This window comes from Streptomyces sp. NPDC048295, from assembly GCF_040652135.1.
In the GTDB taxonomy this organism is placed as follows: Bacteria; Actinomycetota; Actinomycetes; order Streptomycetales; family Streptomycetaceae; genus Streptomyces.
On the sequence record NZ_JBEZLL010000003.1, the window covers coordinates 40845 to 60477 of the forward strand.

The 19633-nt window shown below is 71.5% G+C and carries 21 protein-coding genes; 13 read left to right on the forward strand and 8 right to left on the reverse strand.

Going from position 1 to position 19633, the window contains the following annotated elements; translation table 11 throughout:
• Nucleotides 1-126: 126 nt before the first annotated feature.
• Both AB0D53_RS04680 and AB0D53_RS04685 read left to right on the forward strand, forming a co-directional pair.
• The gene (locus tag AB0D53_RS04680; RefSeq protein WP_072485764.1) at nucleotides 127-567 is read left to right on the forward strand and encodes a MarR family transcriptional regulator; all 441 of its coding nucleotides are present in this window, start codon (nucleotides 127-129) and stop codon (nucleotides 565-567) included.
• A gap of 95 nt (nucleotides 568-662) precedes the next feature.
• The gene (locus tag AB0D53_RS04685) at nucleotides 663-1997 is read left to right on the forward strand and encodes an MFS transporter (protein ID WP_362440094.1); all 1335 of its coding nucleotides are present in this window, start codon (nucleotides 663-665) and stop codon (nucleotides 1995-1997) included.
• Nucleotides 1998-2069: 72 nt separating this feature from the next.
• Here AB0D53_RS04685 and AB0D53_RS04690 read toward each other — a convergent pair whose 3' ends face one another.
• Nucleotides 2070-2624 carry a Uma2 family endonuclease gene (locus AB0D53_RS04690; protein WP_362440972.1) on the reverse strand — a complete coding sequence of 185 codons (555 nt, stop codon included), beginning with the start codon at nucleotides 2622-2624 and terminating at the stop codon, nucleotides 2070-2072.
• Between the two features lie 130 nt (nucleotides 2625-2754).
• Between AB0D53_RS04690 and thpR the strand changes: the two genes are divergently transcribed.
• Both thpR and AB0D53_RS04700 read left to right on the forward strand, forming a co-directional pair.
• Nucleotides 2755-3330, forward strand: a complete 576-nt coding sequence (gene thpR, locus AB0D53_RS04695) for an RNA 2',3'-cyclic phosphodiesterase (RefSeq protein ID WP_362440097.1) — start codon at nucleotides 2755-2757, stop codon at nucleotides 3328-3330.
• 313 nt (nucleotides 3331-3643) lie between these two features.
• Complete coding sequence (locus AB0D53_RS04700) at nucleotides 3644-4171, forward strand: PadR family transcriptional regulator (RefSeq protein WP_362440100.1); 528 nt, start codon at nucleotides 3644-3646, stop codon at nucleotides 4169-4171.
• A 181-nt stretch (nucleotides 4172-4352) separates the two neighbouring features.
• Here AB0D53_RS04700 and AB0D53_RS04705 read toward each other — a convergent pair whose 3' ends face one another.
• Both AB0D53_RS04705 and AB0D53_RS04710 read right to left on the reverse strand, forming a co-directional pair.
• Nucleotides 4353-5342, reverse strand: a complete 990-nt coding sequence (locus AB0D53_RS04705) for an aldo/keto reductase (protein ID WP_362440103.1) — start codon at nucleotides 5340-5342, stop codon at nucleotides 4353-4355.
• Nucleotides 5343-5448: 106 nt separating this feature from the next.
• Complete coding sequence (locus tag AB0D53_RS04710) at nucleotides 5449-7527, reverse strand: N-acetylmuramoyl-L-alanine amidase (protein ID WP_362440975.1); 2079 nt, start codon at nucleotides 7525-7527, stop codon at nucleotides 5449-5451.
• A gap of 424 nt (nucleotides 7528-7951) precedes the next feature.
• Between AB0D53_RS04710 and AB0D53_RS04715 the strand changes: the two genes are divergently transcribed.
• A complete protein-coding gene (locus AB0D53_RS04715) occupies nucleotides 7952-8446 on the forward strand; it encodes a hypothetical protein (protein ID WP_362440106.1) in 495 nt (164 codons plus the stop codon).
• A 112-nt stretch (nucleotides 8447-8558) separates the two neighbouring features.
• Entirely contained in the window at nucleotides 8559-10589 is a 2031-nt protein-coding gene (locus AB0D53_RS04720) for a serine/threonine-protein kinase (RefSeq protein WP_362440109.1), read from the forward strand.
• Between the two features lie 21 nt (nucleotides 10590-10610).
• Here the strand turns inward: AB0D53_RS04720 and AB0D53_RS04725 are convergent, their stop codons facing one another.
• The gene (locus tag AB0D53_RS04725; protein WP_362440112.1) at nucleotides 10611-11012 is read right to left on the reverse strand and encodes a hypothetical protein; all 402 of its coding nucleotides are present in this window, start codon (nucleotides 11010-11012) and stop codon (nucleotides 10611-10613) included.
• A 33-nt stretch (nucleotides 11013-11045) separates the two neighbouring features.
• Between AB0D53_RS04725 and AB0D53_RS04730 the strand changes: the two genes are divergently transcribed.
• From AB0D53_RS04730 to AB0D53_RS04740, 3 genes are all read left to right on the forward strand, one after another.
• Entirely contained in the window at nucleotides 11046-11663 is a 618-nt protein-coding gene (locus AB0D53_RS04730) for a hypothetical protein (RefSeq protein ID WP_362440115.1), read from the forward strand.
• A gap of 93 nt (nucleotides 11664-11756) precedes the next feature.
• Nucleotides 11757-12341 carry a cysteine hydrolase family protein gene (locus AB0D53_RS04735; protein WP_362440118.1) on the forward strand — a complete coding sequence of 195 codons (585 nt, stop codon included), beginning with the start codon at nucleotides 11757-11759 and terminating at the stop codon, nucleotides 12339-12341.
• A 119-nt stretch (nucleotides 12342-12460) separates the two neighbouring features.
• Entirely contained in the window at nucleotides 12461-13111 is a 651-nt protein-coding gene (locus AB0D53_RS04740; protein WP_362440121.1) for a hypothetical protein, read from the forward strand.
• Between the two features lie 64 nt (nucleotides 13112-13175).
• Here the strand turns inward: AB0D53_RS04740 and AB0D53_RS04745 are convergent, their stop codons facing one another.
• The gene (locus tag AB0D53_RS04745; RefSeq protein WP_362440124.1) at nucleotides 13176-14111 is read right to left on the reverse strand and encodes an oxidoreductase; all 936 of its coding nucleotides are present in this window, start codon (nucleotides 14109-14111) and stop codon (nucleotides 13176-13178) included.
• A 98-nt stretch (nucleotides 14112-14209) separates the two neighbouring features.
• Between AB0D53_RS04745 and AB0D53_RS04750 the strand changes: the two genes are divergently transcribed.
• Entirely contained in the window at nucleotides 14210-14830 is a 621-nt protein-coding gene (locus AB0D53_RS04750; protein ID WP_362440978.1) for a TetR family transcriptional regulator, read from the forward strand.
• Nucleotides 14831-14848: 18 nt separating this feature from the next.
• Here the strand turns inward: AB0D53_RS04750 and AB0D53_RS04755 are convergent, their stop codons facing one another.
• The gene (locus AB0D53_RS04755) at nucleotides 14849-15598 is read right to left on the reverse strand and encodes a class I SAM-dependent methyltransferase (protein WP_362440127.1); all 750 of its coding nucleotides are present in this window, start codon (nucleotides 15596-15598) and stop codon (nucleotides 14849-14851) included.
• A gap of 378 nt (nucleotides 15599-15976) precedes the next feature.
• Between AB0D53_RS04755 and AB0D53_RS04760 the strand changes: the two genes are divergently transcribed.
• Entirely contained in the window at nucleotides 15977-16567 is a 591-nt protein-coding gene (locus tag AB0D53_RS04760; protein WP_329820626.1) for a TetR/AcrR family transcriptional regulator, read from the forward strand.
• A gap of 35 nt (nucleotides 16568-16602) precedes the next feature.
• Nucleotides 16603-17226 (forward strand): helix-turn-helix domain-containing protein, encoded by a 624-nt coding sequence (locus tag AB0D53_RS04765; RefSeq protein ID WP_362440130.1) that lies wholly within the window; start codon nucleotides 16603-16605, stop codon nucleotides 17224-17226.
• 12 nt (nucleotides 17227-17238) lie between these two features.
• On the opposite strand, the gene AB0D53_RS04770 is transcribed toward AB0D53_RS04765, so the two are convergent.
• Both AB0D53_RS04770 and AB0D53_RS04775 read right to left on the reverse strand, forming a co-directional pair.
• Nucleotides 17239-17868: a histidine phosphatase family protein gene (locus AB0D53_RS04770; protein ID WP_362440133.1), complete on the reverse strand. Its 630-nt coding sequence runs from the start codon at nucleotides 17866-17868 to the stop codon at nucleotides 17239-17241.
• A 20-nt stretch (nucleotides 17869-17888) separates the two neighbouring features.
• On the reverse strand, nucleotides 17889-18575 hold the full coding sequence (locus tag AB0D53_RS04775) for a GDSL-type esterase/lipase family protein (protein ID WP_362440136.1): 687 nt from the start codon (nucleotides 18573-18575) through the stop codon (nucleotides 17889-17891).
• A gap of 58 nt (nucleotides 18576-18633) precedes the next feature.
• Between AB0D53_RS04775 and AB0D53_RS04780 the strand changes: the two genes are divergently transcribed.
• On the forward strand, nucleotides 18634-19629 hold the full coding sequence (locus AB0D53_RS04780) for a WD40 repeat domain-containing protein (RefSeq protein WP_362440139.1): 996 nt from the start codon (nucleotides 18634-18636) through the stop codon (nucleotides 19627-19629).
• Nucleotides 19630-19633: the final 4 nt, after the last annotated feature.

Genomic DNA, 19633 nt, shown 5'->3' on the forward strand with positions numbered 1-19633 from the left:
CAGCGGGTCGTTTCGCGTCACTTTACGGATCCGACTCACTCGTTCGGGTGACCGATTGGGTGAAGTGCCTCTCGCGCGTGTAACACGAATGGTCTTTAGGGTAGGTAATGAGTTACGCTAATAAACATGCCTGACCTGATCCACGACGGCGACAGTGCGGCCGCCGTGAGCTCCCTTCGCTCCGCCGTGATGCTGCTCAGCCGACGCCTCAAGCACCAGCGCGTCGACGAGTCGCTGAGCCCCACCGAGATGTCGGTGCTCGGCACGCTCGCCAGGTGCGGCTCGGCCACACCGGGCGAGCTGGCCCGCAAGGAGCATGTGCAGCCTCCGTCGATGACTCGCATCGTCGCGCTGCTCGAAGCGAAGGGGCTGGTCAGACTGGAACCGCACCCCGATGACCGTCGCCAGAAGGTGGTCAGCCAGACCGAGCAGGCGGAAGCCATGCTCGAGGAGAGCCGCTCCAAGCGGAACGCCTGGCTGACCGCCCTCGCCGAGGGCCTGGACGAGGACGAGTGGGAGACGCTCCGCAAGGCGGCGCCCGTGCTGGAGAAGCTCGCCCACCTGTAGCGGGACGGGCCGCGCCGGACCACAGCCGGAGCACCGCCCGTACCGCCGCACCCCGTCAGCCAGCGAAACGTATACGCCCGAGGAGGCGAACCCTTTTGAGTACGGGATCCGGAGCAGACTCCGCCCCCGCACCGACTTCCACCCACGAGAGCAAGCCCGGCGGGACCTTCTCGTCGCTGAAGATCCGTAACTACCGCCTGTTCGCCACGGGCGCCGTGATCTCCAACACCGGTACCTGGATGTCCCGCATCACGCAGGACTGGCTCGTACTGAGCCTCACCGGGTCCGCCACCGCCGTCGGTATCACCACGGCCCTCCAATTCCTCCCCATGCTTCTGTTCGGCCTCTACGGCGGTGTCATCGCGGACCGCCTCCCGAAGCGGAAGCTGCTTCTCGTCAGCCAGGCGGCCCTCGGTCTGTGCGGGATCGCCCTCGCGGTGCTCACGCTCTCCGGCGTGGTCCAGGTGTGGCACGTCTACCTCATCGCCTTCCTGCTCGGCATGGTGACGGTGGTCGACAACCCGGCCCGCCAGTCGTTCGTGTCCGAGATGGTGGGACCCGCGCAGCTGCGCAACGCGGTCAGTCTCAACTCGGCGAACTTCCAGTCCGCCCGGCTCATCGGCCCGGCGGTCGCGGGTGTCCTGATCACCACGGTCGGCAGCGGCTGGGCCTTCATGTTCAACGGCCTGTCCTTCGTCGCCCCGCTCATCGGCCTGCTGATGATGCGTCCCGGCGAGCTGCACAAGGCCACCGTCGTACCCCGCGCCAAGGGCCAGCTCCGGGAGGGCCTGCGCTATGTCTCCGGGCATCCCGAGCTGATCTGGCCGATCGTCCTGGTCGGCTTCGTCGGCACCTTCGGGTTCAACTTCCCGATCTGGCTCACGGCCTTCGCGGACGAGATCTTCCACGGCGGCGCCGGGATGTACTCGTTCTTCAACATCCTCATGGCGGCCGGCTCCCTCGCCGGTGCCCTGCTCGCCGCCCGCCGCCGCTCCTCCCGGCTGCGGATGCTGGTGGCCGCGGGCACGGCGTTCGGTCTGCTGGAGATCATCGCGTCCCTGTCGCCGTCCGTCTGGCTCTTCGCGATCCTGCTGGTCCCGATCGGCATGATCGGCCTGACGACCAACATCAGCGCGAACACGAGCGTCCAGATGGCCGCCGACCCGGCCATGCGCGGCCGGGTCATGAGCCTGTACATGATGGTCTTCGCCGGTGGTACGCCGGTGGGCGCCCCGATCGTCGGCTGGATCAGCGACGCCTACGGGGTCCGTACGGGCATGGCCGTCGGCGGCGCGTTCTCGCTGGTGGCAGCGCTCGGTGTCGGCCTGATGCTGGCCCGCGTCGGCGGCCTGCGCCTCCGCGTCGACCTGCGTCCCGGCCGCCCGCACGTCCGGTTCGTCCCGCGGGAGGAGCTGGCCGCGGCGGCGTGAGCGCCGCCTCGTGACGCAGAGGGCGCGGCCCCGACCGGTGAGCACCGGCCGGGGCCGCCGTGCGTCGGGGCGTCAGTCGCGGAGGAAGTCGCCGGTCTTCAGGGTGAGGCCCACCACGGTCGAGGTGAGATCGACCGGGGTGCCGAAGTCGAGGCTCAGCACGCTGCGGTACTCGTCTTCCTTCGGGAGCGTGTGGAGGTGCCAGGTGCCGGTGTACGGGTCGACGATGAGGTACACGGGCACACCGGCGGTGGCGTAGGTGGCCTTCTTCGGTCCGTAGTCGTTGGCGGCGGTGCTCTTCGAGATCACCTCGGCCACGAACTCGATGTCCTGGTACCGGCACCGGCCGTCCGCGTCGTCGACGGCGCCTTCGGCCAGCGCGACGACCTCGCAAGCGAAGCCATTGAGCAGCCCCGGGAAATCGATGCGCACATCCGACAGCAAGCGCTCCAGGGGGTACCTTGCGCGCAACTGCTCGATGACGTCGAGAATGATCCGCCAGTGTGTGCGCCGCTGCGGCGACGTGTAGATGATCCCCTCGACGATCTCGACCTTGAATCCCTCGGGGGTGGGCTCAAGCCACTCGAACATCATGTCCAGAGTGCGCTCGTCGCTGCTGTCGGCCATCTCGATCCTGTCGGTCTCCACGGCGGTCGTCGTGGCGCTCCTCCCCGCTGCCGCGCGGGCGCGGGCAGCCGCGTAGTACAACGATACGTACGGAGGCCGGGACACGCCGGTACGGTGCGACACTCGGCCCATGAGCCGTCTCAGACTCTTCGTCGCCGTGCTGCCGCCCGCCTCCGCAGTCGAGGAACTGCGCCGGGCCGTCGCCCCGCTGCACGCGCTGCCCGAGGCCGAGGGGCTTCGCTGGACCGGGGTGCCCGGCTGGCACTTCACGCTGGCCTTTCTCGGGTCCGTGGACGAGGAGCTGCTGCCCGAGCTGGAGGAGCGCCTCGCCCGGGCCGCCCACCGCACCGACCCCTTCCCGCTGCGCATCCACGGCGCCGGACGGTTCGGCGGGCGGGCGCTCTGGGCGGGGGCCGCGGGCGCGCTCGACACACTGCGGCTGCTCGCCGAGCGCGCCGACGCCGCCGCCCGTCGCACCGGCATTCCGATGGACGAGCACCGCCGCTACAGCCCGCACCTCACCCTCGCCCGCAGCCGCCGCGCCGAGGTCGACCTGCGCCCCTGCGTCGAGGCGCTCGCGGGCTTCGAGGGCACCGGCTGGGAGGTCGGCGAGGTGGCCCTCGTACGCAGCGACCTGCCGGTCGCGGGGGTGCCGGGCGAGCGGCCCAGGTACGAGGTGGTCGCATCCTGGTCGCTGGGCCACTGAGACCGGCGGTTACGCTCGAAGGGTGGATCCGAAGACCAGAAACCGCATCATGGCGGCCGTGCTCGTGCTGATGTTCGTCGTCGTCGCCGTGGCGGCCGCCGTCGGGGCGTGACACGGCCGGGGCCGCCGGGCCCCCTCGGCCGCTGCGCCGCAGCCTGCGGATCCGGCGGCGAAGGCCCCGCAACGGCCGCCGCGCGGGCTCCCGCCGACGGCGTACGCCCTGATCGGCGGGGTCCACCGGCCGCCGGGCGCCGTCCGGCGACCAGGCCGGGACCTGGCGCTCCGCCGGGGCCCTGATCGCGTGGTACGCCCGGTGCGCGGTGCCCTGGCAGGCCTCGTCGCAGGAGGCCGGGGCGCTCAGGGCCGAGCCCGTGACGCCGCGCCGCCGGGCGACGACCGTCGGCCGGCCGCAGAAGCCCGTCACGGCGGCCGGTGCGGCGACGATCACGAGCGGCGCAACGAGTTCACCCATGGCACGAGCGCAGGAGCGTCCACGGCCGCTCCCCGCCACACCCTCACCCTGACCGGCGCGGGGGGCGAGGAGCTGCGGCGACGCCTGCGGGAGGCCGACGAGGTGGACATCAGCGACGAGAACCGCTGGTTCACCGTTCTCGCCTTCCTGCGCCATCTGCCCTCGGCCACCGAGCAGGCGCAGGTGCTGCGCCGCAGGCTCTCGTTCCTGGCGGAGCCGAGCAGCTTCTTCTACGAGGGGGAGCGGCCGCTCGGCGCCGAGTCCTTCGACGACCCCTTCCGGCGCGGGCTGCTGAGGATCGCCCGCGCGACCAGCGAGGCGGAGCTGGACTGGCTGGCGGCGACCTTGAAGGAACTGGAAGCGTCCTGACCCGGGCACGGAAAAAGGCCGCCACCGCCCCGCCGGAGGCGAGAGCGACGGCGGCCTGTCGGGCGGCGGCCTGTCGGGCGGCGGCCCGTCAGGTACCCCGGTCTGTCAGGTACCGGCCCGTCAGGTACCCCGGTCTGTCAGGTACCGGCCCGTCAGGCACCGGCCTGTCGGACAGCCGTCCTCACCAGGCGAACGCCTCCGGCGAAGGCCCCGGCCCCGGGAAGATCTCGTCCAGCGACGCCAGCAGCTCCGCCGGGAGATCGAGCTCCAGCGCCCGCAGTGCCGAGTCCAGCTGCTCCCGGTTGCGCGGCCCGACGATCGGCCCCGTCACCCCCGGCCGGGTGAGCAGCCAGGCCAGGCCGACCTCGCCCGGCTCAAGGCCGTGCTGGTCGAGCAGATCCTCGTACGCCTGGATCTTCGCGCGCTGCGCCGTGTCCTTCAGCGCGTCCGCGCTGCGGCCGGAGACCGAGCGTCCGGCCGTGCCCTCGCGCTCCTTCTTCAGCACACCGCCCAGCAGCCCGCCGTGCAGCGGGGACCACGGGATGACGCCGAGGCCGTACTCCTGCGCCGCCGGGATGACCTCCATCTCGGCACGGCGCTCGATCAGGTTGTAGATGCACTGCTCGCTGACCAGTCCCAACGAGCCCCGCCGGGCCGCCAGTTCATTGGCCCGGGCGATCTGGTATCCGGCGAAGTTCGACGAACCGGCGTACAGGATCTTGCCCTGCTGCACCAGGACGTCGATCGCCTGCCAGATCTCCTCGAAAGGGGTGTTCCGGTCGATGTGGTGGAACTGGTAGAGGTCGATGCGGTCCGTCTGGAGCCGCTTCAGCGAGGCGTCGACGGAGCGCCGGATGTTCACGGCGGAGAGCTTGTCGTGGTTGGGCCAGGCCTCGCCGCCCATGTTCCCGTACATCTTGGTGGCCAGGACCACCCTGTCGCGGCGTTCGCCGCCCTTGGCGAACCAGGTGCCGATGATCTCCTCGGTGCGGCCCCTGTGCTCGACCCCGCCGTACACATTCGCGGTGTCGAAGAAATTCAGACCCGTGTCCAGCGCCGCGTCCATGATGGCGTGGCTGTCCACCTCATTGGTCTGCGGGCCGAAGTTCATGGTGCCGAGGACGAGGCGGCCGACCTTGAGTCCGGTACGTCCGAGCTGCGTGTACTCCATGGACGTCAGCCAACGCCTTCGAGTCCGCTCGAAGCAAGGGGACCGGCATGCGACTGCCCCCGGCGGAGCAGCGGAGCGCCGGGGGCAGTGCGTCATGCCGTGCGGGCTACTTCAGATACACGATGCCGTCGGTGGTGACCGTCGGCCGGCCCGAGGTGGCGACGACGACGATCCTGACGGTGTGCTTGGCACTGGACGACCAGCTCTTCGTCCACAGTGCGTCGCGGTACTTGGTGGTGCTGGACTTCAGGTCCACCGTGGACACCTTCACCCCGTCCACATAGACGTACGCCTGCCCGGACGTGTTCGCCCGGGAGGCCACCAGGGCGACCGAGCGGCCGGTGAACGTCCAGCTCAGCGAGGCACCCTTCGACGTGCTGGAGTACGACTTGCCGCCGAGGTAGCTCGACGAGGACCGCGTCGTCCACGAACCGGTCTTCGTAGCCGAGCTCTCCTGCACGATGACCGGCGTACCGGCGACCGAGGCGGTGGCGGTGTTGCCCGCCTGGTCGTACGCCTTCATGGACCAGGTGGTCGCCGCGCCGGACCTGGCGGTGTGCGAGGCACTGGTGGTCGCCGGGCCGTACGTCCTGGCCACCGGTGCGGTGAGCCGGACCTCCTTGAGCGAGGCGGTGTCGGCGGCCTTCCACTTCAGGGTGAGCGGGACGGCCGTGGTGTCGACCGTGCCGGTGCGCAGCGCCAGGTTCGGCTTGGTGGGGAACGTGGGCGCCGTCTGCTCGGCGACCACGGTGGCCGCCGCCGACGTGGTGACCTTGCCCGACTGGTGCGTGGCGCGGACCTGGACCTTGTGGGAGCCGATGGCGAGGGTGGCCGGCGCGGAGGTCGCGGTGCCCGCGGTGGTGGCCACGGACCTGCCGTCGACCAGCAGCTCGTACCTGGAGACGAACGCGCTCGGGGTGCTCGCCGACCAGCCCACGGTGACCGCGGACCTGGTGTAGTACGTCGTGCCCGAGAGCCCGGCGCCGGTCACCGACTTGACGGCCAGCCCGGTGACGGGGCCCGCGGCGAGAGCGCGGATCGACTTCAGCTGCCCGTACAGCGCGGTGCCGGGGCACTGGGTGTTGAAGCCGTCGCGGTGCCCGGAGATCTGGCTGAAGGGGTACTTCGTACCGGCGGTGAACTTCGTCCCGAAGTAGTTGCTGCCGGTGGCGCCCGCGGTGAGCACGGTGCTGCCCGCCGGGTCGCCCTTGTACTGGCCGAGCTTCCACGCGGCGACCCGGGCCACCGCCGTGGTCACCGCGCCGGGCGCGGCCGCGTCCGTGTACGTGCCGATGACCGCGATGCCGGCCGAATCCCGGTTGAAGCCGTAGGTGTGCGCACCGAACACCGGCCGGTCCACACCGCCCTTACGGCCCTCGAAGACCGTCCCGCACTTGTCGACCAGGAAGTTGTAGCCGATGTCCTTCCACTTCTCGCTCTTGACGTGGTACGCGTACAGGCTGCGCACCACCGCCGCGGAGTCGGCGCAGGAGTAGGTGTTGCTCCCCGCGGTGTGGTGGACGAAGACGGCCTTGACGCCGTCCAGGTACTCCGGTGCCTCCGGGCTGATCGACTCGTCGGCGCCCCAGCCGGCCCGCGAGACGATCGGCGGCTTCGGCACGGTCGAGGCAGGCGCGGGCGGCAGGGTCTCGGCCGGGGAGGAGCTCGGCGACGCCGAGGGGCTCGGGCTCGCCGGGGCAGTGGGCTCCTGGCTGGCCGGTTCGGACGGGGCCGGTGACGCCGGTTCGGCCGGCGTGGGCTCGGCGGGCGCTTCCGTGCCGTCGCCCGGCGCGGCCGGGTCGGACGGGACCGGGACCGGGTCCGTCGGTTCGGCGGTGGGCGTGGCCGTCGGGTCCTCGGCGGGCAGGTCGGCCGCGAAGGCGGCCGGTTCCGCGACGGGCGAGCCGCTCCGGCCCGGGTCCACGGTGTCCAGCCGCAGCCCCGCGGGCAGCCTCGCGGACACCGTGCCGCCCGCGTTGATCCGTACCTCCACACCGTTGGAGGGCCCCACCCAGCGGGGCTCGGTGCTTCCCCGGACGCCGGACCGGCCGGTCTCCGTACGCCCGTCCAGGTCGGTTTCGAGCTCCACCCAGGGCGTCCAGTTCCCGCTGGTGGCGGACTTGGTGCGGACCTCCACGGCTCCGGCGATCCTCGCCGCCGGGTCGGTCCAGGTGACACCCAGCATGCTGAACGGTGCGGTGTCCCGCCTGCCGAGGGCGGCGGACGTGCCGTCGTCGCCGACCTTCAGCGAGGTGGCGCGTACATCGGCCTTCGGCGGGCCGGACTTGGCGTCGGCGTCCACCGAGGAGTTGCCCGTCACCCCCTCGAAGACCAGGACACCGGCGACCGCGGAGGTCGCCACCGCGGCCGTGATCCGGATTCTTCGCTTGGAGAAGGGCTGGTTCGGGATTCTGCGCTTCGATCTCAAGTCGTACCCCAGGGATCGTCTTCGACATTCGGTTCATGACCCGCTGCGACAAGCGACGGCACAGGTCACAGGTGACCAGTGGGGGGTACGAGTGCCGGCGCGCGCATACAGCGGAACCACAGCTTCCCACGCGTCTGCGGCACCCCGGCACAGCCCCCTGCCGGGGCGTAGCCTGGCTGCCGTGACCTCCGTACCGCGTGTTCTGGCCGTGCTCGACGAGCTGCTCCGCGACGCCGGCCCCGACCGGCGCGGAGCGCTGTGGCAACTGGCCGAGCAAGGACGCGAGTTGGATGCCAACCTGGTACGCCTGCCGCCCGGCGGCGAGGTCGGCGAGCACCAGGAGGACGTGCTGGACGTCCTCCTGGTCGTCGTCGCGGGCAGCGGCCGGATCACGGCCATGGGCGAACCGCTGGAGTTGACGCCCACCACCGTCGTCTGGCTGCCCCGGACCTCCCGCCGCGCCCTCGCCGCCGGCCCGGACGGCCTCACCTGTCTGACCGTCCACCGCCGCCGCCCCGGCCTGACCATCAGGTCCGCGGCCGCCCCCGCCCCGTCGCACGAGGGCGGCGAGTCCCCCTGCATGCTGGACCGGGTCTGCCCGGGGTGCGGCCGGCTCTCGCCGGACCCGGAGCCGGTGTTCTGCAGCCGGTGCGGGGAGCGGTTCGCCGAGAGGTGAGCGCGGCCGGCCGGGAGCAGCCGCGAGGTGACCGGAACACAAGTGCTGTGCGCCGCAGCGCATATGACCGAACGTCTAGTCTGTTGCCACCATGTAGTCCACAGGGGGTCGCATGCACAGCGAGGGTACGGCCGGCCGCGATTCGGAGCACGGACAGGGCGAGGATTCCCCGCGTGGCGCCGACGGCGGCCGGGCGGGCGACTTCCTCCGGAGCGATTCGAGCGAACACGCGCGGTCATGGCCCCCGGCGGAGCCGGAGCCGTCCCAGGCGCCGGACCGGGCGGCGGCTCCCGCTCCGCACCATGTGATCGACGGACGTTACGAGCTGCTGCACAGCCTCGGGCGCGGTGGCATGGGCGAGGTCTGGGAGGCGCTGGACACGCGCCTGGACCGTCATGTCGCGGTGAAGGGGCTGCTGGGCCGGGACGTCGTCGGGGCGGCCACGCAGGAGCAGATGATGCAGCGGGCCCGGCGGGAGGCCGCGGCCATCGCCAAGATCAAGCACCCGAACGTGGTGGCGGTGCACGACCGGGTCGAGTCCGGCAACCAGGTCTGGATCGTGATGGACCTGCTCGACGCGCGTTCGCTGGCGGAGCTGATGCGCGCGGAGCAGCGGCTGCCGGTGCGCCGGACGGCCGCGATCGGCCTACAGGTGCTGAGCGGGCTGCGGGCGGTGCACGAGGCGCGCGTGGTCCATCGCGACGTGAAGCCGGCCAACATCCTCTTCGCCAAGGAGGACTTCGCGATCCTGGCGGACTTCGGGATCGCGACCTTCGACGGCGCCGCCCCGCTCACCAGGGCGGGTGAACTCATCGGCACCTTCAAGTACCTGGCGCCCGAACTGCTCGCCCAGACCTCGCGGGAGAGCACCGCGACACCCGCCTCCGACCTGTGGTCGCTGGGCGTCACGCTGTACGAGATGGTCGAGGGCAGGCACCCCTTCGACCGGCCGAACGAGTACGAGGTGCTGGTCGCCGCCTGCCAGTCCGACCCGCTGCCGATGGAACACGGCGGCGACCTGGCCGATGTGGTGGTCCGGCTCATGCACAAGGACCCGCGCCGGCGCCTGAGCGCCCACAGCGCGGAGGAGATGCTGCGGAAGATCCTCCGCGACACCGCCGCGAAGCCGGACCCCGTACCGGAGCCCGAGCCCCCGCCCGTACCCCCGCAGGCACCACCCGTGCCCGTGCCGCCCCCGCCCCGGCGGCCGGGGAAGGGCGTCCCGGGATGGCAGAAGCTCTCGGCGGCCGTGGTGTGCGGGGCCCTGCTGGCCGGTCTCGGCTGGTTCGCCGCGGACCGGATGCGGGGCGACGGAGGGGCGGGGACCGACGCCCGGCCGGGCCGCGGTTCCCAGCCGGAGCCGTACATCAGGACGCACCCGATCCTGAAGGTGGGCGTCAAGGCCGATCAGCCCGGACTGAGCGAGCGGACCAAGGACGGTACCTACCGCGGGTACGAGATCGAGGTGGCCTACGCCGTCGCGCGCGACATGGGCTACAGCCGTGACCGGGTCACCTTCGAGCCCGTGAGCAGCGAGAACCGGAGCACGATACTGCAGAAGGGCGATGTGGATCTGGTCATCGCCACCTACAGCATCACGCCGGAGCGCAAGCACGCGAAGGCGCCCGACTACAGCGTCGCGTTCGCCGGCCCGTACTACGTGGCCAGCCGGAGCTTCATGGTCCGCAGGAAGGCGAAGACGGTGTCGATCGACGACTCCAGGATGCTGCGGAACGAGCAGTTCGAGGTGTGCACCGCGCGGAGTTCGACATACGAGTCATGGCTGCCCAAGGCGGGCTACCACATGACGGAGTCGCTGCCGAACGGCTACGACCGGTGCGTGCGCGACCTGCTGGACCCGGCGTCGTCGGTCTACGCGGTGAGCACGGACGACGTCATCCTCGCCGGGTTCGTCAAGAACAACCCCTCCGAGCTGAAGCGGCTGGACAGCGGTCCCGGCGCGGAGGGCTACGGCGTCGCGATGAAGCCGGACGAGAAGGGGCTCAAGGGGGAGGTGTGTTCGGCGCTGAAGAAGATCATGACCGACGGGGTCTGGGAGAAGCTGTACGCCGACCACATCGCCCCGCTGCTCAACAGGCCGAACCCGCCGAACAAGCCGAAGCTGGCGGAGTGTTCGTCCTGACGCCCTGAGCCATGGTCCGGTTCAGCGGTCGACCGCCCACGCCGCGTCGGCCGGGGGCCGGCCGACGGCGAGGATGTGGCGGACGATCCGGAGGGCCTCGTCGAGCGGAACGGTGTCCGCGTCGGGGTATTCGTCGGCCTGCCCGTTCGAGAGGACGAACCCGTCGCTCCACTCCTCGGCCCCCGGATCCGTGGCGTGCTCGCCCGGGTCGCCCGGGTGATCGAGCAGCATCACCATCGCCCGCTCGGTGTTGCTCACGACGAACAGCGTCCGCCCGGCCGAACTCTCCAGCAGCGATTCGAGCTTCCCGCCGGCGATCCTCGCCCGGACCGCTTCCGCCACCGCGTCGGCGGACACGGCGACCGTGTCACCGGCGAAGCCCCACGACTCCGCTGCCCCGACCGTTCCCGCCGAATCCACCATGCGCAGGACGATCTCACACCGTAGCCTCGTGCCATGGGGCTCGACATCACGGTGCTGATCGCCGACTGGTCGTGGCTGGGCGAAGTGCGCGAGCGCGAGCGGCTGTTGCGGCTGAGGAATGCCTGGTACGCCGACGGGACGGGGCTGTGGGACCACGACGCCCCCGTGGTCGAGGGTGACTGGAAGTGGCCGAAGGGGCCGGACGGCTCCTTCTTCGGCATCTACGAGTTCCAGGACACCCTCGGCTCGTACAAGCCGCACTTCTGGGCCACGCACTTCTGGGAGTGCGTCCGTGACCACGCCGATCCGCCGCTGCGGGCCGGGCTGGACGCCTTCCTGCTCGGGCTGATCCGGGACGGCATGGACGGTGAGTCGGGGGAGACGGACAGGGACTTCTTCTCCGACGACCCGGAGGTCGCGTACGGCCTGCTGGTCGCACGGTCGCCGGACGGTGTCCGGGGGCTGGCCACGACCTGGGAGGACGTACGGCCGCGGCTCGACGGGCTGCGCGAGGCCTTCACCGTGTACTCCGCCGTTCCCGACGGCCGGGGCGGCGACTTCGACGAGTTCGCCCTCCTGCTGACGGAGTGGGGACATGTCCTCACCGACGCCGCCCGGCGGGGCTGGGGTGTTGTGGGGCTGAGCGAGTAGGGGGAACTCGTGGAGCAGGGGTGCCGCAGGTACTCCCTCCGGCCGCCTCAAAACATGTGGAGGCGCACCGGTGGCGGCGGACATGATGACGGCATGAGCAATCGCGTACTTCCCGTGCAGGCACTGATCGTTGTGGACGTCCAGGAGGACGCGGTCCGCGGCGACCGGGCGGTTCCCGAGGCGGCCCGGCTCGTCGACCGGACGGCCGGGCTGATCGCGCGGGCGCGCAAGGACGGGGCGCTCGTCGTCCACGTACAGAACGACGGGCGGCCCGGTGCCGGGGACGAGCCGGGGACGCCCGGATGGGAACTCCACCACACCGTCGAGGCCTCGCCCACGGAGGCCGTGATCCGCAAGCTGAGGGACGACGGGTTCCACGGGACCCCGCTGGGCGACCTGTTGAGGGACTCGGGGGTGCGGGCGCTCGCCATCTGCGGAGTGATGTCCGAGATGTGCGTACAGGCGACGGCCCGTACGGCGCTGGAGCTGGGGTACCGGGTCGTCATGCCGCACGACGCGCACGCGACGCACGACATCCCGGCCGCGCCCGGGATCAGCGGGCCCGTCCCGGCGGCCGCGGTCTCACGGGTCGCCGAATGGGCCCTCGGCAGCGATCTGGAGGTCGTGGCGCACGCCGCGGACGTGGAGTTCGCCGCACCGGACCCGCGCGGAGGCTGAATCCGATGGAGCGGGAACCGCGGCGCCCGGTCCCGTCGTCCTCACGCGCGCGCCACCATGCGCGGGCCGCGCCGAGTGCAGTGCGGGCCGCGCCCCATACCCGAACTCCGAGGAGCAGTATGAGAGTCAACGGCAGCACGCGACCCCTCAGCGGCAGCCGAAGCACCACCGTTTCCTCTCCGCGACGCAGCTCCCGCAGGGCTCTCCTGAACGGCTCGAAGGCGGTGCTGGCCGTCGCGCTCGTCCTCGGCGCGGCCTCCGCCTGCGGCAAGGACAGCGGCGGGGTCCATGCGACCAAGGACTGGAAGGTCGGCGACTGCGCCGGGCCCGACAGCAGCGCGAAGGACGCCTACCAGCCCCTGGACTGCGGGGACTCCGGGGCGACGATCAAGGCCCTGGAGATCAAGGACGGCGCGATCTTCTCCGACTCCATCCAGTGCCCGGCCGGTACGGACGCGATCATCTCGGTGAAGGTCTCCTTCGGGTCCGGCGGCGACGCCAAGTCCGGCATCCCCAGCAAGACCATCTGCGGCCGCAACCTGAAGGGCGACCACCCCGGTGACGCCGGTGCGGGCGGCGGTCAGCTGGTGAAGGGCGACTGCGTGGACGACCAGGCCAAGGAGGTCGCCTGCGGCAGTGGCGGCAGCGGTGTGAGCAAGGTGCTCGACCTGACGAAGACGGCCGAGCAGTGCCCGGCCGGGAGCAAGCCCCTGGAGCTGTTCCCCAGCCCGGGGCGGCCCTACGACGCGATCTGCACCGGCAAGGCCTGACCGGTACGGAACGACGCCGCGGCCGGTGAAGCACCCGCTTCACCGGCCGCGGCGCGTCCGGCCCTCAGGCCGGGGCCGGGAACGCGAACCGTACGCCGGTCAGGCGTTCCGACAGTTCCCACAGGCGGTGTCCTGTGTCGGCGTCCGCCGCCGCGGGGGACAGCCGGACCCGGTCCGGCCGGCCGCGCAGCTCGGCCATGCCGTCCGGCCCGATGAACTCGCCGCCCCGCACGTCCGGGTGGGTCGCCGCGTAGAGCTGCGGAAGCGCGCCGCGCGCCGGGGTCTGGGCGAGCGGGCGGAGCAGGTGGCCGTACAGCAGCCTCACCGGGCCGACCGGGGCGCTCGTCTGCAGGTTGGTGGAGGTGTAGCCGGGGTGGGCGAGCAGGCTGAGCACCGGGCTGCCTGCTCCGGTGAGCCGCAGATGGAGTTCCCGGCCGAAGACGGCGTTGGCGAACTTCGACTGGTTGTAGAACCCCATCGGCGAGTACGCGCGCTCTCCCGAGAGGTCGTCGAGGAAGAGCCGGCCCTGCCGGTGGTTGGGCGAACTGACGGTGACCACACGGGGGTCGCGCCCGGCGGAAAGCGTGTCGAGCAGCAGTCCGGTGAGCGCGAAGTGGCCCAAGTGGTTCGTGGCGAACTGGAGTTCATGGCCCTGTGCGCTCAGTGACCGGGGCGGTGCCATCACCCCGGCGTTGTTGACGAGCACGTCCAGCCGTGACCGGTCGGCGTGGAACCGGTCGGCGAAGGCGCGGACCGAGTCGAGGTCGGCCAGGTCGAGACGGCGCACCTCCAGGTCGGCGTCCGGCTGTTCCCCGGTGATCTCCGCGGCGGCCCGGCGGCCCTTCTCCTCGTCGCGTACGGCGAGGATCACACGTGCGCCCCTGCGGGCGAGCGCCCGGGTGGTGGCCAGGCCCAGGCCGCTGTTGGCTCCGGTGACGACGAACACCCGGCCGGTCTGGTCCGGGATCCGCTCGGTGGTCCAGTGCTGTTGCCGTGTCATGCGGCACACATTGCCGACGTTGGCACTTGGTGTCAAGAGGCGCCCGAGTGCCATGAAAGGCATGGGGTTACCATGGGTGGGTGAGTTCCCGTCCTGAAATGACCATGGCCCAGCGCAAACGCCGTCTCGTCTCGGGCGAGCTGACCGAGGCGGCGCTGCAACTGCTCGCGGCGAAAGGCTTCGACGCGGTCACCGTCGACGAGATCGTGACCGCCGCCGGTGTGTCCAAGCGGACGTTCTTCCGATACTTCGCGTCCAAGGAGGACGTGGTCGTCCAGTTCCTGGCCGACATGGGCGCCGGTATGTGCGAGGAGCTGGCGGCCCGGCCGGCCGGGGAGCGCCCCTCGGAGGCGCTGCTGTGCGCCGTCTCGGTCCCGCTGGCCGCCTGCGCCCACCCCGACCACGCGGAGCGGGCGCTGCGCGTGGTCCGGCTGATCCTGCGTACGCCCGCCCTGCGGGCCCGCTTCATGGAGCGTCAGGCACAGTGGTGCGACGATCTGACGGCGCAGCTGGCAGACCGTACGGGGCTCGGGCCCGACACCGAGCTGTACCCGCGGCTGGCCGCCGGGATGGCGCTGACCGCGTTCGACGCGGTGCTGTGGCGGTGGAGCGCCGGTGACGGCGCCGAGGACCCGGTGGCGCTGCTGGACCGGGCCTTCGCCGTGATCGCCCCGGCGCTGGACGCCGATCCGGGCCGGGGCGGTGCTGCGGCTTCCTGACGCCGTGTCCGGGCCGGGTCAGGCGGTCTCTGCGGCGGGCCGGCGGAACAGGGCCGTCCAGAGGAAGGGTTCGCCGAAGAGCGGGGAGCCGGACGGTTCGTCGTGCATCCGGCGGAGCTCGGTCTCCGTCAGCTCCGAGAAGATCCGGCGCAAGGACTCCGGTGTGTAGGCGAGTCCGCCCTGGAGCCCGCCCCGGTCGTAGAAGGCCTCGTCGGGGAGCTCGGAGCCCATGCCGCCCTCGCCGGACGCGAAACAGGTGAGGGCGAAGCAGCCGCCGGGGGCGAGGACCCGGTCGAGCAGGGCGAGGTAGCTGACGCGGCGGTGCGGCGGCAGGTGGTGGAAGCAGCCGGAGTCGTAGACGAGGTCGTACGGGCCGGTCAGCTCCGTCGCCGTGAGGGCGAAGACATCGCCGTGGTGGAACCGGACCTCGGCCCCGGCCTCGCGGGCGCGGTCCTTCGCCCAGGCGAGGGCCGTCGGGGAGAGGTCCACCGCGTCGACCTCGAAGCCCAGGGACGCCAGATGGACGGCGTTGCGGCCCGGCCCGCAGCCCAGCTCCAGGACGCGGCCGGGGGCGATCAGCCCGCGGTCGACGTACGAGACGAGGTTCTCGTCCGGCTTCGCCACGAAGAACGGCACGGGCCGCTCCCGGTCCGCGTAGAAGCCGTCCCACCAGGAGCCGGCGTCGGCCGTCCACCGGTCGGCGCCGCGTGCGAACAGGCCGTCCATGAGGCGCAGTACGTCATCCGTCGTGCGTATGTTCCGGTCCACGCGGACCTCCTTTCCACCAGGGAGAATCGTAGATTCGCAAGGTCTCCGCGCCCAGTTGCGCAGAGCCCGGCGAAACAGCCCGGGGGCGGCCTGCCGGGCGGCGGGGACCGGGCCGACGTCCCTGGTCGTACCGGCCCGGTCCGGGGGCGGGGGCGCCTGCGCCGAGGCGTGAAGAGGCAGGTCTCGCGCCCCCCGGGGGTTGTTTCTTGGAGAGTTCCGGCGGCGGGGGAGCGCGGGAAGTGATGGAGTCCTCAGTGCGTGGCGGACCCACCACCGACCGTGCGGAGCGGGAAGAGTGGGGACAGCGGTACGGACGACGAAGGAGGACCGATGACGGGTGTCGTGGCGAGCCGGCGGAACGGGACGGTCGGGCAGTCCATGGAGCTCCTGGGAGCACGGGACCGACTCCTGCGGGCAGGGCGTGAGTTGTTCGGGGCGTACGGGTACGCGCACACGGGCATCGAGGAGTTGTGCGCCCGCGCGAAGGTGCCCGTCCATGTTTTCCACCAGGAGTTCCTCTCCCGCGAAGTGCTGTTGATGGCGCTGTACGACGAGGTGGCGACCTACGGGCTGCGCGCGGCCGAGAACGCCCTGATGGCGGAGGGCATGGAGGACTGCTCGACGGAGGAGCGGGTCCGGCTGCTCTTCGAGGCCTATGTGAAGGCGGTCACCGAGGACCGGTGCGCGGCCAGGGTCGCCTTCGTCGAGGTGCTCGGGGTGAGCCGGGAGGTGGACAAGCACCTCGCGACCTGGCGGGCGATGTGGATCGAGTTCCTGACGTCCGAGGCCGAGCGTGCCGTGCGCCGGGGCGAGGCGGTGGCCAGGGACCACACGGTGACCGTCACGGTGCTCAACCACTCGGTGGACGAACTCATGGCCCACCACGGCCGCCGGCCCCGCCAGGTCGACGCCGAGTGGCTGACCGACGAGCTGACCCGGCTCTCGCTGGCCATGATCCTGTCGTCCTGACGCGCCCGGTTGCCGGGTCGGCAAATAATGGACCCATGGAAGACGGCGCGGAGCACGCGGAACGACCCGACGACGAGATCACGACCGTTCTGACGGGCGTCGGTCCGCGCCTGCGGGCCCTGCGCCAGGAACGCGGCACGACCCTGGCGCAGCTCAGCGAGACGACCGGGATCTCCCTGAGCACCCTCTCGCGCCTGGAGTCCGGCGGCCGCAAGCCCACCCTCGAACTGCTGCTGCCGCTGGCGAAGGCGTACGGGGTGCAACTGGACGAGCTGGTCGGCGCCCCGGCCACCGGCGACCCGCGCATCCACTTCCGCCCCTTCACCCGCGACGGCATGACGTTCGTACCGCTCACCCGGCACCTCGGCGGGCTGCACGCGTACAAGCAGATCCTGCCCGGCGGGCGCGGGTCCACCGGACCGCTGGAACAGCGGGTGCACGAGGGATACGAGTGGCTGTACGTGCTGGCGGGGCGGCTGCGGCTGCTGCTGGGCGAACACGATCTGGTGCTCACGGCCGGTGAGGTCGCCGAGTTCGACACACGTACGCCGCACGCGTGGGCCAGCGCCGGGCCCGAGCCGGTCGAATTCCTCAGCCTGTTCGGACAGCAGGGCGAGCGGATGCACGTGCGGGCCCGGCCCTCTTCGGACGGCCGGTAGGAAGTCCCGGGCTCAGACCCGGAGTTCGGGCGGGAAACCCGTCCAGCACAGCTCCTCGGGCAGATGCCGCATGTCGTTGGAGACCAGGACCGACGCCGGGCGGCCCGGGGCGTAGCGGATCACCGTCAGCGAGGCATTGCCGTGGTTGAGGCCGAGCCAGCGCCACTTCGGCGCGTCCATGGCGTCCCGTATCAGCCAGGACACCAGGAAGCTGTGGGTGACGACGAGTTCATGGACGTCCTCGTCGCCCTCCGGCGGACCGGTGAGCTCCGCCAGGGCGCGGCGCGCCAGCTCCGGTCCCCGCACCCGCTCCTCGGCGGTGCACGGTTCCAGGAACCGCAGGAAGCGGTCGGCGCTGTCGGCGGGCAGCTCCGCCCGGCCGGGGAAGTGCGGAACGTAGTCGTCGGCGGTCTCCGCGACCCGGACGGGGACGTCGTCGAGCTGTTCGACGATCAGCTGCGCCGTCAGGGCGGCCCGGGGCAGCGGGCCGTGACGCACCACCGAGATCGGGTGCTCGCGCAGCCGCCGGCCGAGCAGCTGCGCCTGCCGGCGCCCGGCCTCCGTCAGCGTGCAGTCGTCGTCCTCCCCCGCAGCCTCGCCGTGCCGGACGAGATAGAGGTGCCGGGTGGCCGTTCCTGTCATGTCGATTCCTCCGTGTCCGGTCATGGACGCGGCGTGTACGGGCCGCCCAGCCCCCACGCCTGATGCATCGCACCGGCGAAGGCGCCCGCCAGCGCGTGCTCGCCGGTGGGGCCGGGGTGCGTTCCGTCGTACGTGTCCTCGTGGATGTCGTATCCCGGGGGGCGGGAGGCCAGCAGGACCGGGGACATCGGGTCGTCCAGGTCGGCGACGGCCTTCGCCAGGAGTTCGTTGAAACGGTCGCACTCGGCGGCGAACGGGGCGTCCGACTCGGCCCGGATGTTCGGTATCACGGGCATCAGGACCATCTTGACGTGCGGGTTCGCGGTGCGTGCCGCCGTGATGAACGCCCGTGCGTTCAGGGCGGTCCGGTCGCTGTCCGTGTAGAACCCGAGGTCTATCAGGCCGAGCGAGACGAGCAGGACGTCCGTGCGGTACCCGGCCACCGTGCCGGCGATCACCGGGGCCATGTGCAGCCAGCCCTCGCCCCAGCCGGCCAGGTGGGTGCGGGCCTCGTCGGGGAAGTCCGGTGCGCCGTACGCGTGACTGACCGGGGCGCCCGCCACCGTGTCGTACAGCGTGCTGCGCGGCCCGACGATCGCGAACGGCGTACCGAGGGTGGAGGCGAGGTGCTGCCACATCCGGTAGCGCCAGGTGAAGTCGCCGGCGCAGCCGATGGTCATGGAATCGCCGACAAACGTGAACCGCATGGCGTCATCATCGCGGATCACTCCTGCCGCCTGCGACGTGACGATGGACACTTGTGCCATGCGTTCGTACCTGACTGTGTCCGGAGCCGCCGCGCTGCTCCTCCTGTTCACCGGTGCGGTCCCGGCCGTGGCCGACGACGGGGCCGACCGGAGCTTCACCATCGAGGACCCCCGGATCACCGAGTCCAGCGGCCTCGCCGCGAGCCGCGTCCACCCCGGCATCTACTGGACGCACAACGACAGCGACGACGGGCCGTACGTCTACGCCGTCGACTCCCGGACCGGGAAGACCGTCGCGACGATCACCATGAAGGGGGTGGGCGAGCCCCGCGACGTGGAGGCCATCTCGCTGGGACCCGACGGCGATCTGTACGTCGGTGACATCGGCGACAACCTGAACGGCAGCTGGGACCACGTCTGGATCTACCGCTTCCCGGAGCCGAAGGAGCTGAAGGACGCGACGGTCCGGGCCACCCAGTTCGACGTGAAGTACGCGGACGGCCCGCGCAACGCCGAGGCGCTGATGGTCCACCCGAAGACCGGGCGCGTCTACATCGCGTCGAAGAACGAGGACGGCGGCGGGCTGTACGAGGGCCCGGCGAAGCTGACCACCGGGGCCACCAATGTCTTCCGGCGGGTGGGCGAGGTGCCGTGGGTGACGGACGGGGCGTTCTCGCCGGACGGCAAGGAGCTGGTGCTGCGCTCGTACTTCAGCGCCCGGGGCTACGTCTTCGAGAACGGCAGGCTCGGCGCCGACCACGCGGTCCGGGCCCCGCTCCAGCGGCAGGCGGAGTCCGTGACGTACACGGCGGACGGCTCGGCGCTGATGTTCGGCTCGGAGGGGGAACGGAGCGATGTGGAACGGGTGGACGTGGAGGGCCGCGACGGGGGCGGCTCCACGTCGCCGTCCCGGGGCGGCGACGGGTCGGCCTCGTCCGCCGGAGCGGCGGGCGACGGCACCGGGGACGTGAAGGGGACGACCCTGACCGGGGTGCTCGTGCTCGCCGGCATCGGTTTCCTGGTCTTCATGGGGCGACGCAGGAAGGGGAACTGAGGGA

Coding starts and splice junctions, on each gene's coding strand:
- AB0D53_RS04680 (WP_072485764.1), top strand. CDS start 127: ATGCCTGACCTGATCCACGACGGCGACAGTGCGGCCGCCGTGAGCTCC.
- AB0D53_RS04690 (WP_362440972.1), bottom strand. CDS start 2,624: ATGGCCGACAGCAGCGACGAGCGCACTCTGGACATGATGTTCGAGTGG.
- thpR (WP_362440097.1), top strand. CDS start 2,755: ATGAGCCGTCTCAGACTCTTCGTCGCCGTGCTGCCGCCCGCCTCCGCA.
- AB0D53_RS04705 (WP_362440103.1), bottom strand. CDS start 5,342: ATGGAGTACACGCAGCTCGGACGTACCGGACTCAAGGTCGGCCGCCTC.
- AB0D53_RS04710 (WP_362440975.1), bottom strand. CDS start 7,527: ATGCTGGGTGTCACCTGGACCGACCCGGCGGCGAGGATCGCCGGAGCC.
- AB0D53_RS04720 (WP_362440109.1), top strand. CDS start 8,559: ATGCACAGCGAGGGTACGGCCGGCCGCGATTCGGAGCACGGACAGGGC.
- AB0D53_RS04725 (WP_362440112.1), bottom strand. CDS start 11,012: ATGGTGGATTCGGCGGGAACGGTCGGGGCAGCGGAGTCGTGGGGCTTC.
- AB0D53_RS04730 (WP_362440115.1), top strand. CDS start 11,046: ATGGGGCTCGACATCACGGTGCTGATCGCCGACTGGTCGTGGCTGGGC.
- AB0D53_RS04735 (WP_362440118.1), top strand. CDS start 11,757: ATGAGCAATCGCGTACTTCCCGTGCAGGCACTGATCGTTGTGGACGTC.
- AB0D53_RS04740 (WP_362440121.1), top strand. CDS start 12,461: ATGAGAGTCAACGGCAGCACGCGACCCCTCAGCGGCAGCCGAAGCACC.
- AB0D53_RS04745 (WP_362440124.1), bottom strand. CDS start 14,111: ATGACACGGCAACAGCACTGGACCACCGAGCGGATCCCGGACCAGACC.
- AB0D53_RS04750 (WP_362440978.1), top strand. CDS start 14,210: ATGACCATGGCCCAGCGCAAACGCCGTCTCGTCTCGGGCGAGCTGACC.
- AB0D53_RS04760 (WP_329820626.1), top strand. CDS start 15,977: ATGGAGCTCCTGGGAGCACGGGACCGACTCCTGCGGGCAGGGCGTGAG.
- AB0D53_RS04765 (WP_362440130.1), top strand. CDS start 16,603: ATGGAAGACGGCGCGGAGCACGCGGAACGACCCGACGACGAGATCACG.
- AB0D53_RS04770 (WP_362440133.1), bottom strand. CDS start 17,868: ATGACAGGAACGGCCACCCGGCACCTCTATCTCGTCCGGCACGGCGAG.
- AB0D53_RS04775 (WP_362440136.1), bottom strand. CDS start 18,575: ATGCGGTTCACGTTTGTCGGCGATTCCATGACCATCGGCTGCGCCGGC.
- AB0D53_RS04780 (WP_362440139.1), top strand. CDS start 18,634: ATGCGTTCGTACCTGACTGTGTCCGGAGCCGCCGCGCTGCTCCTCCTG.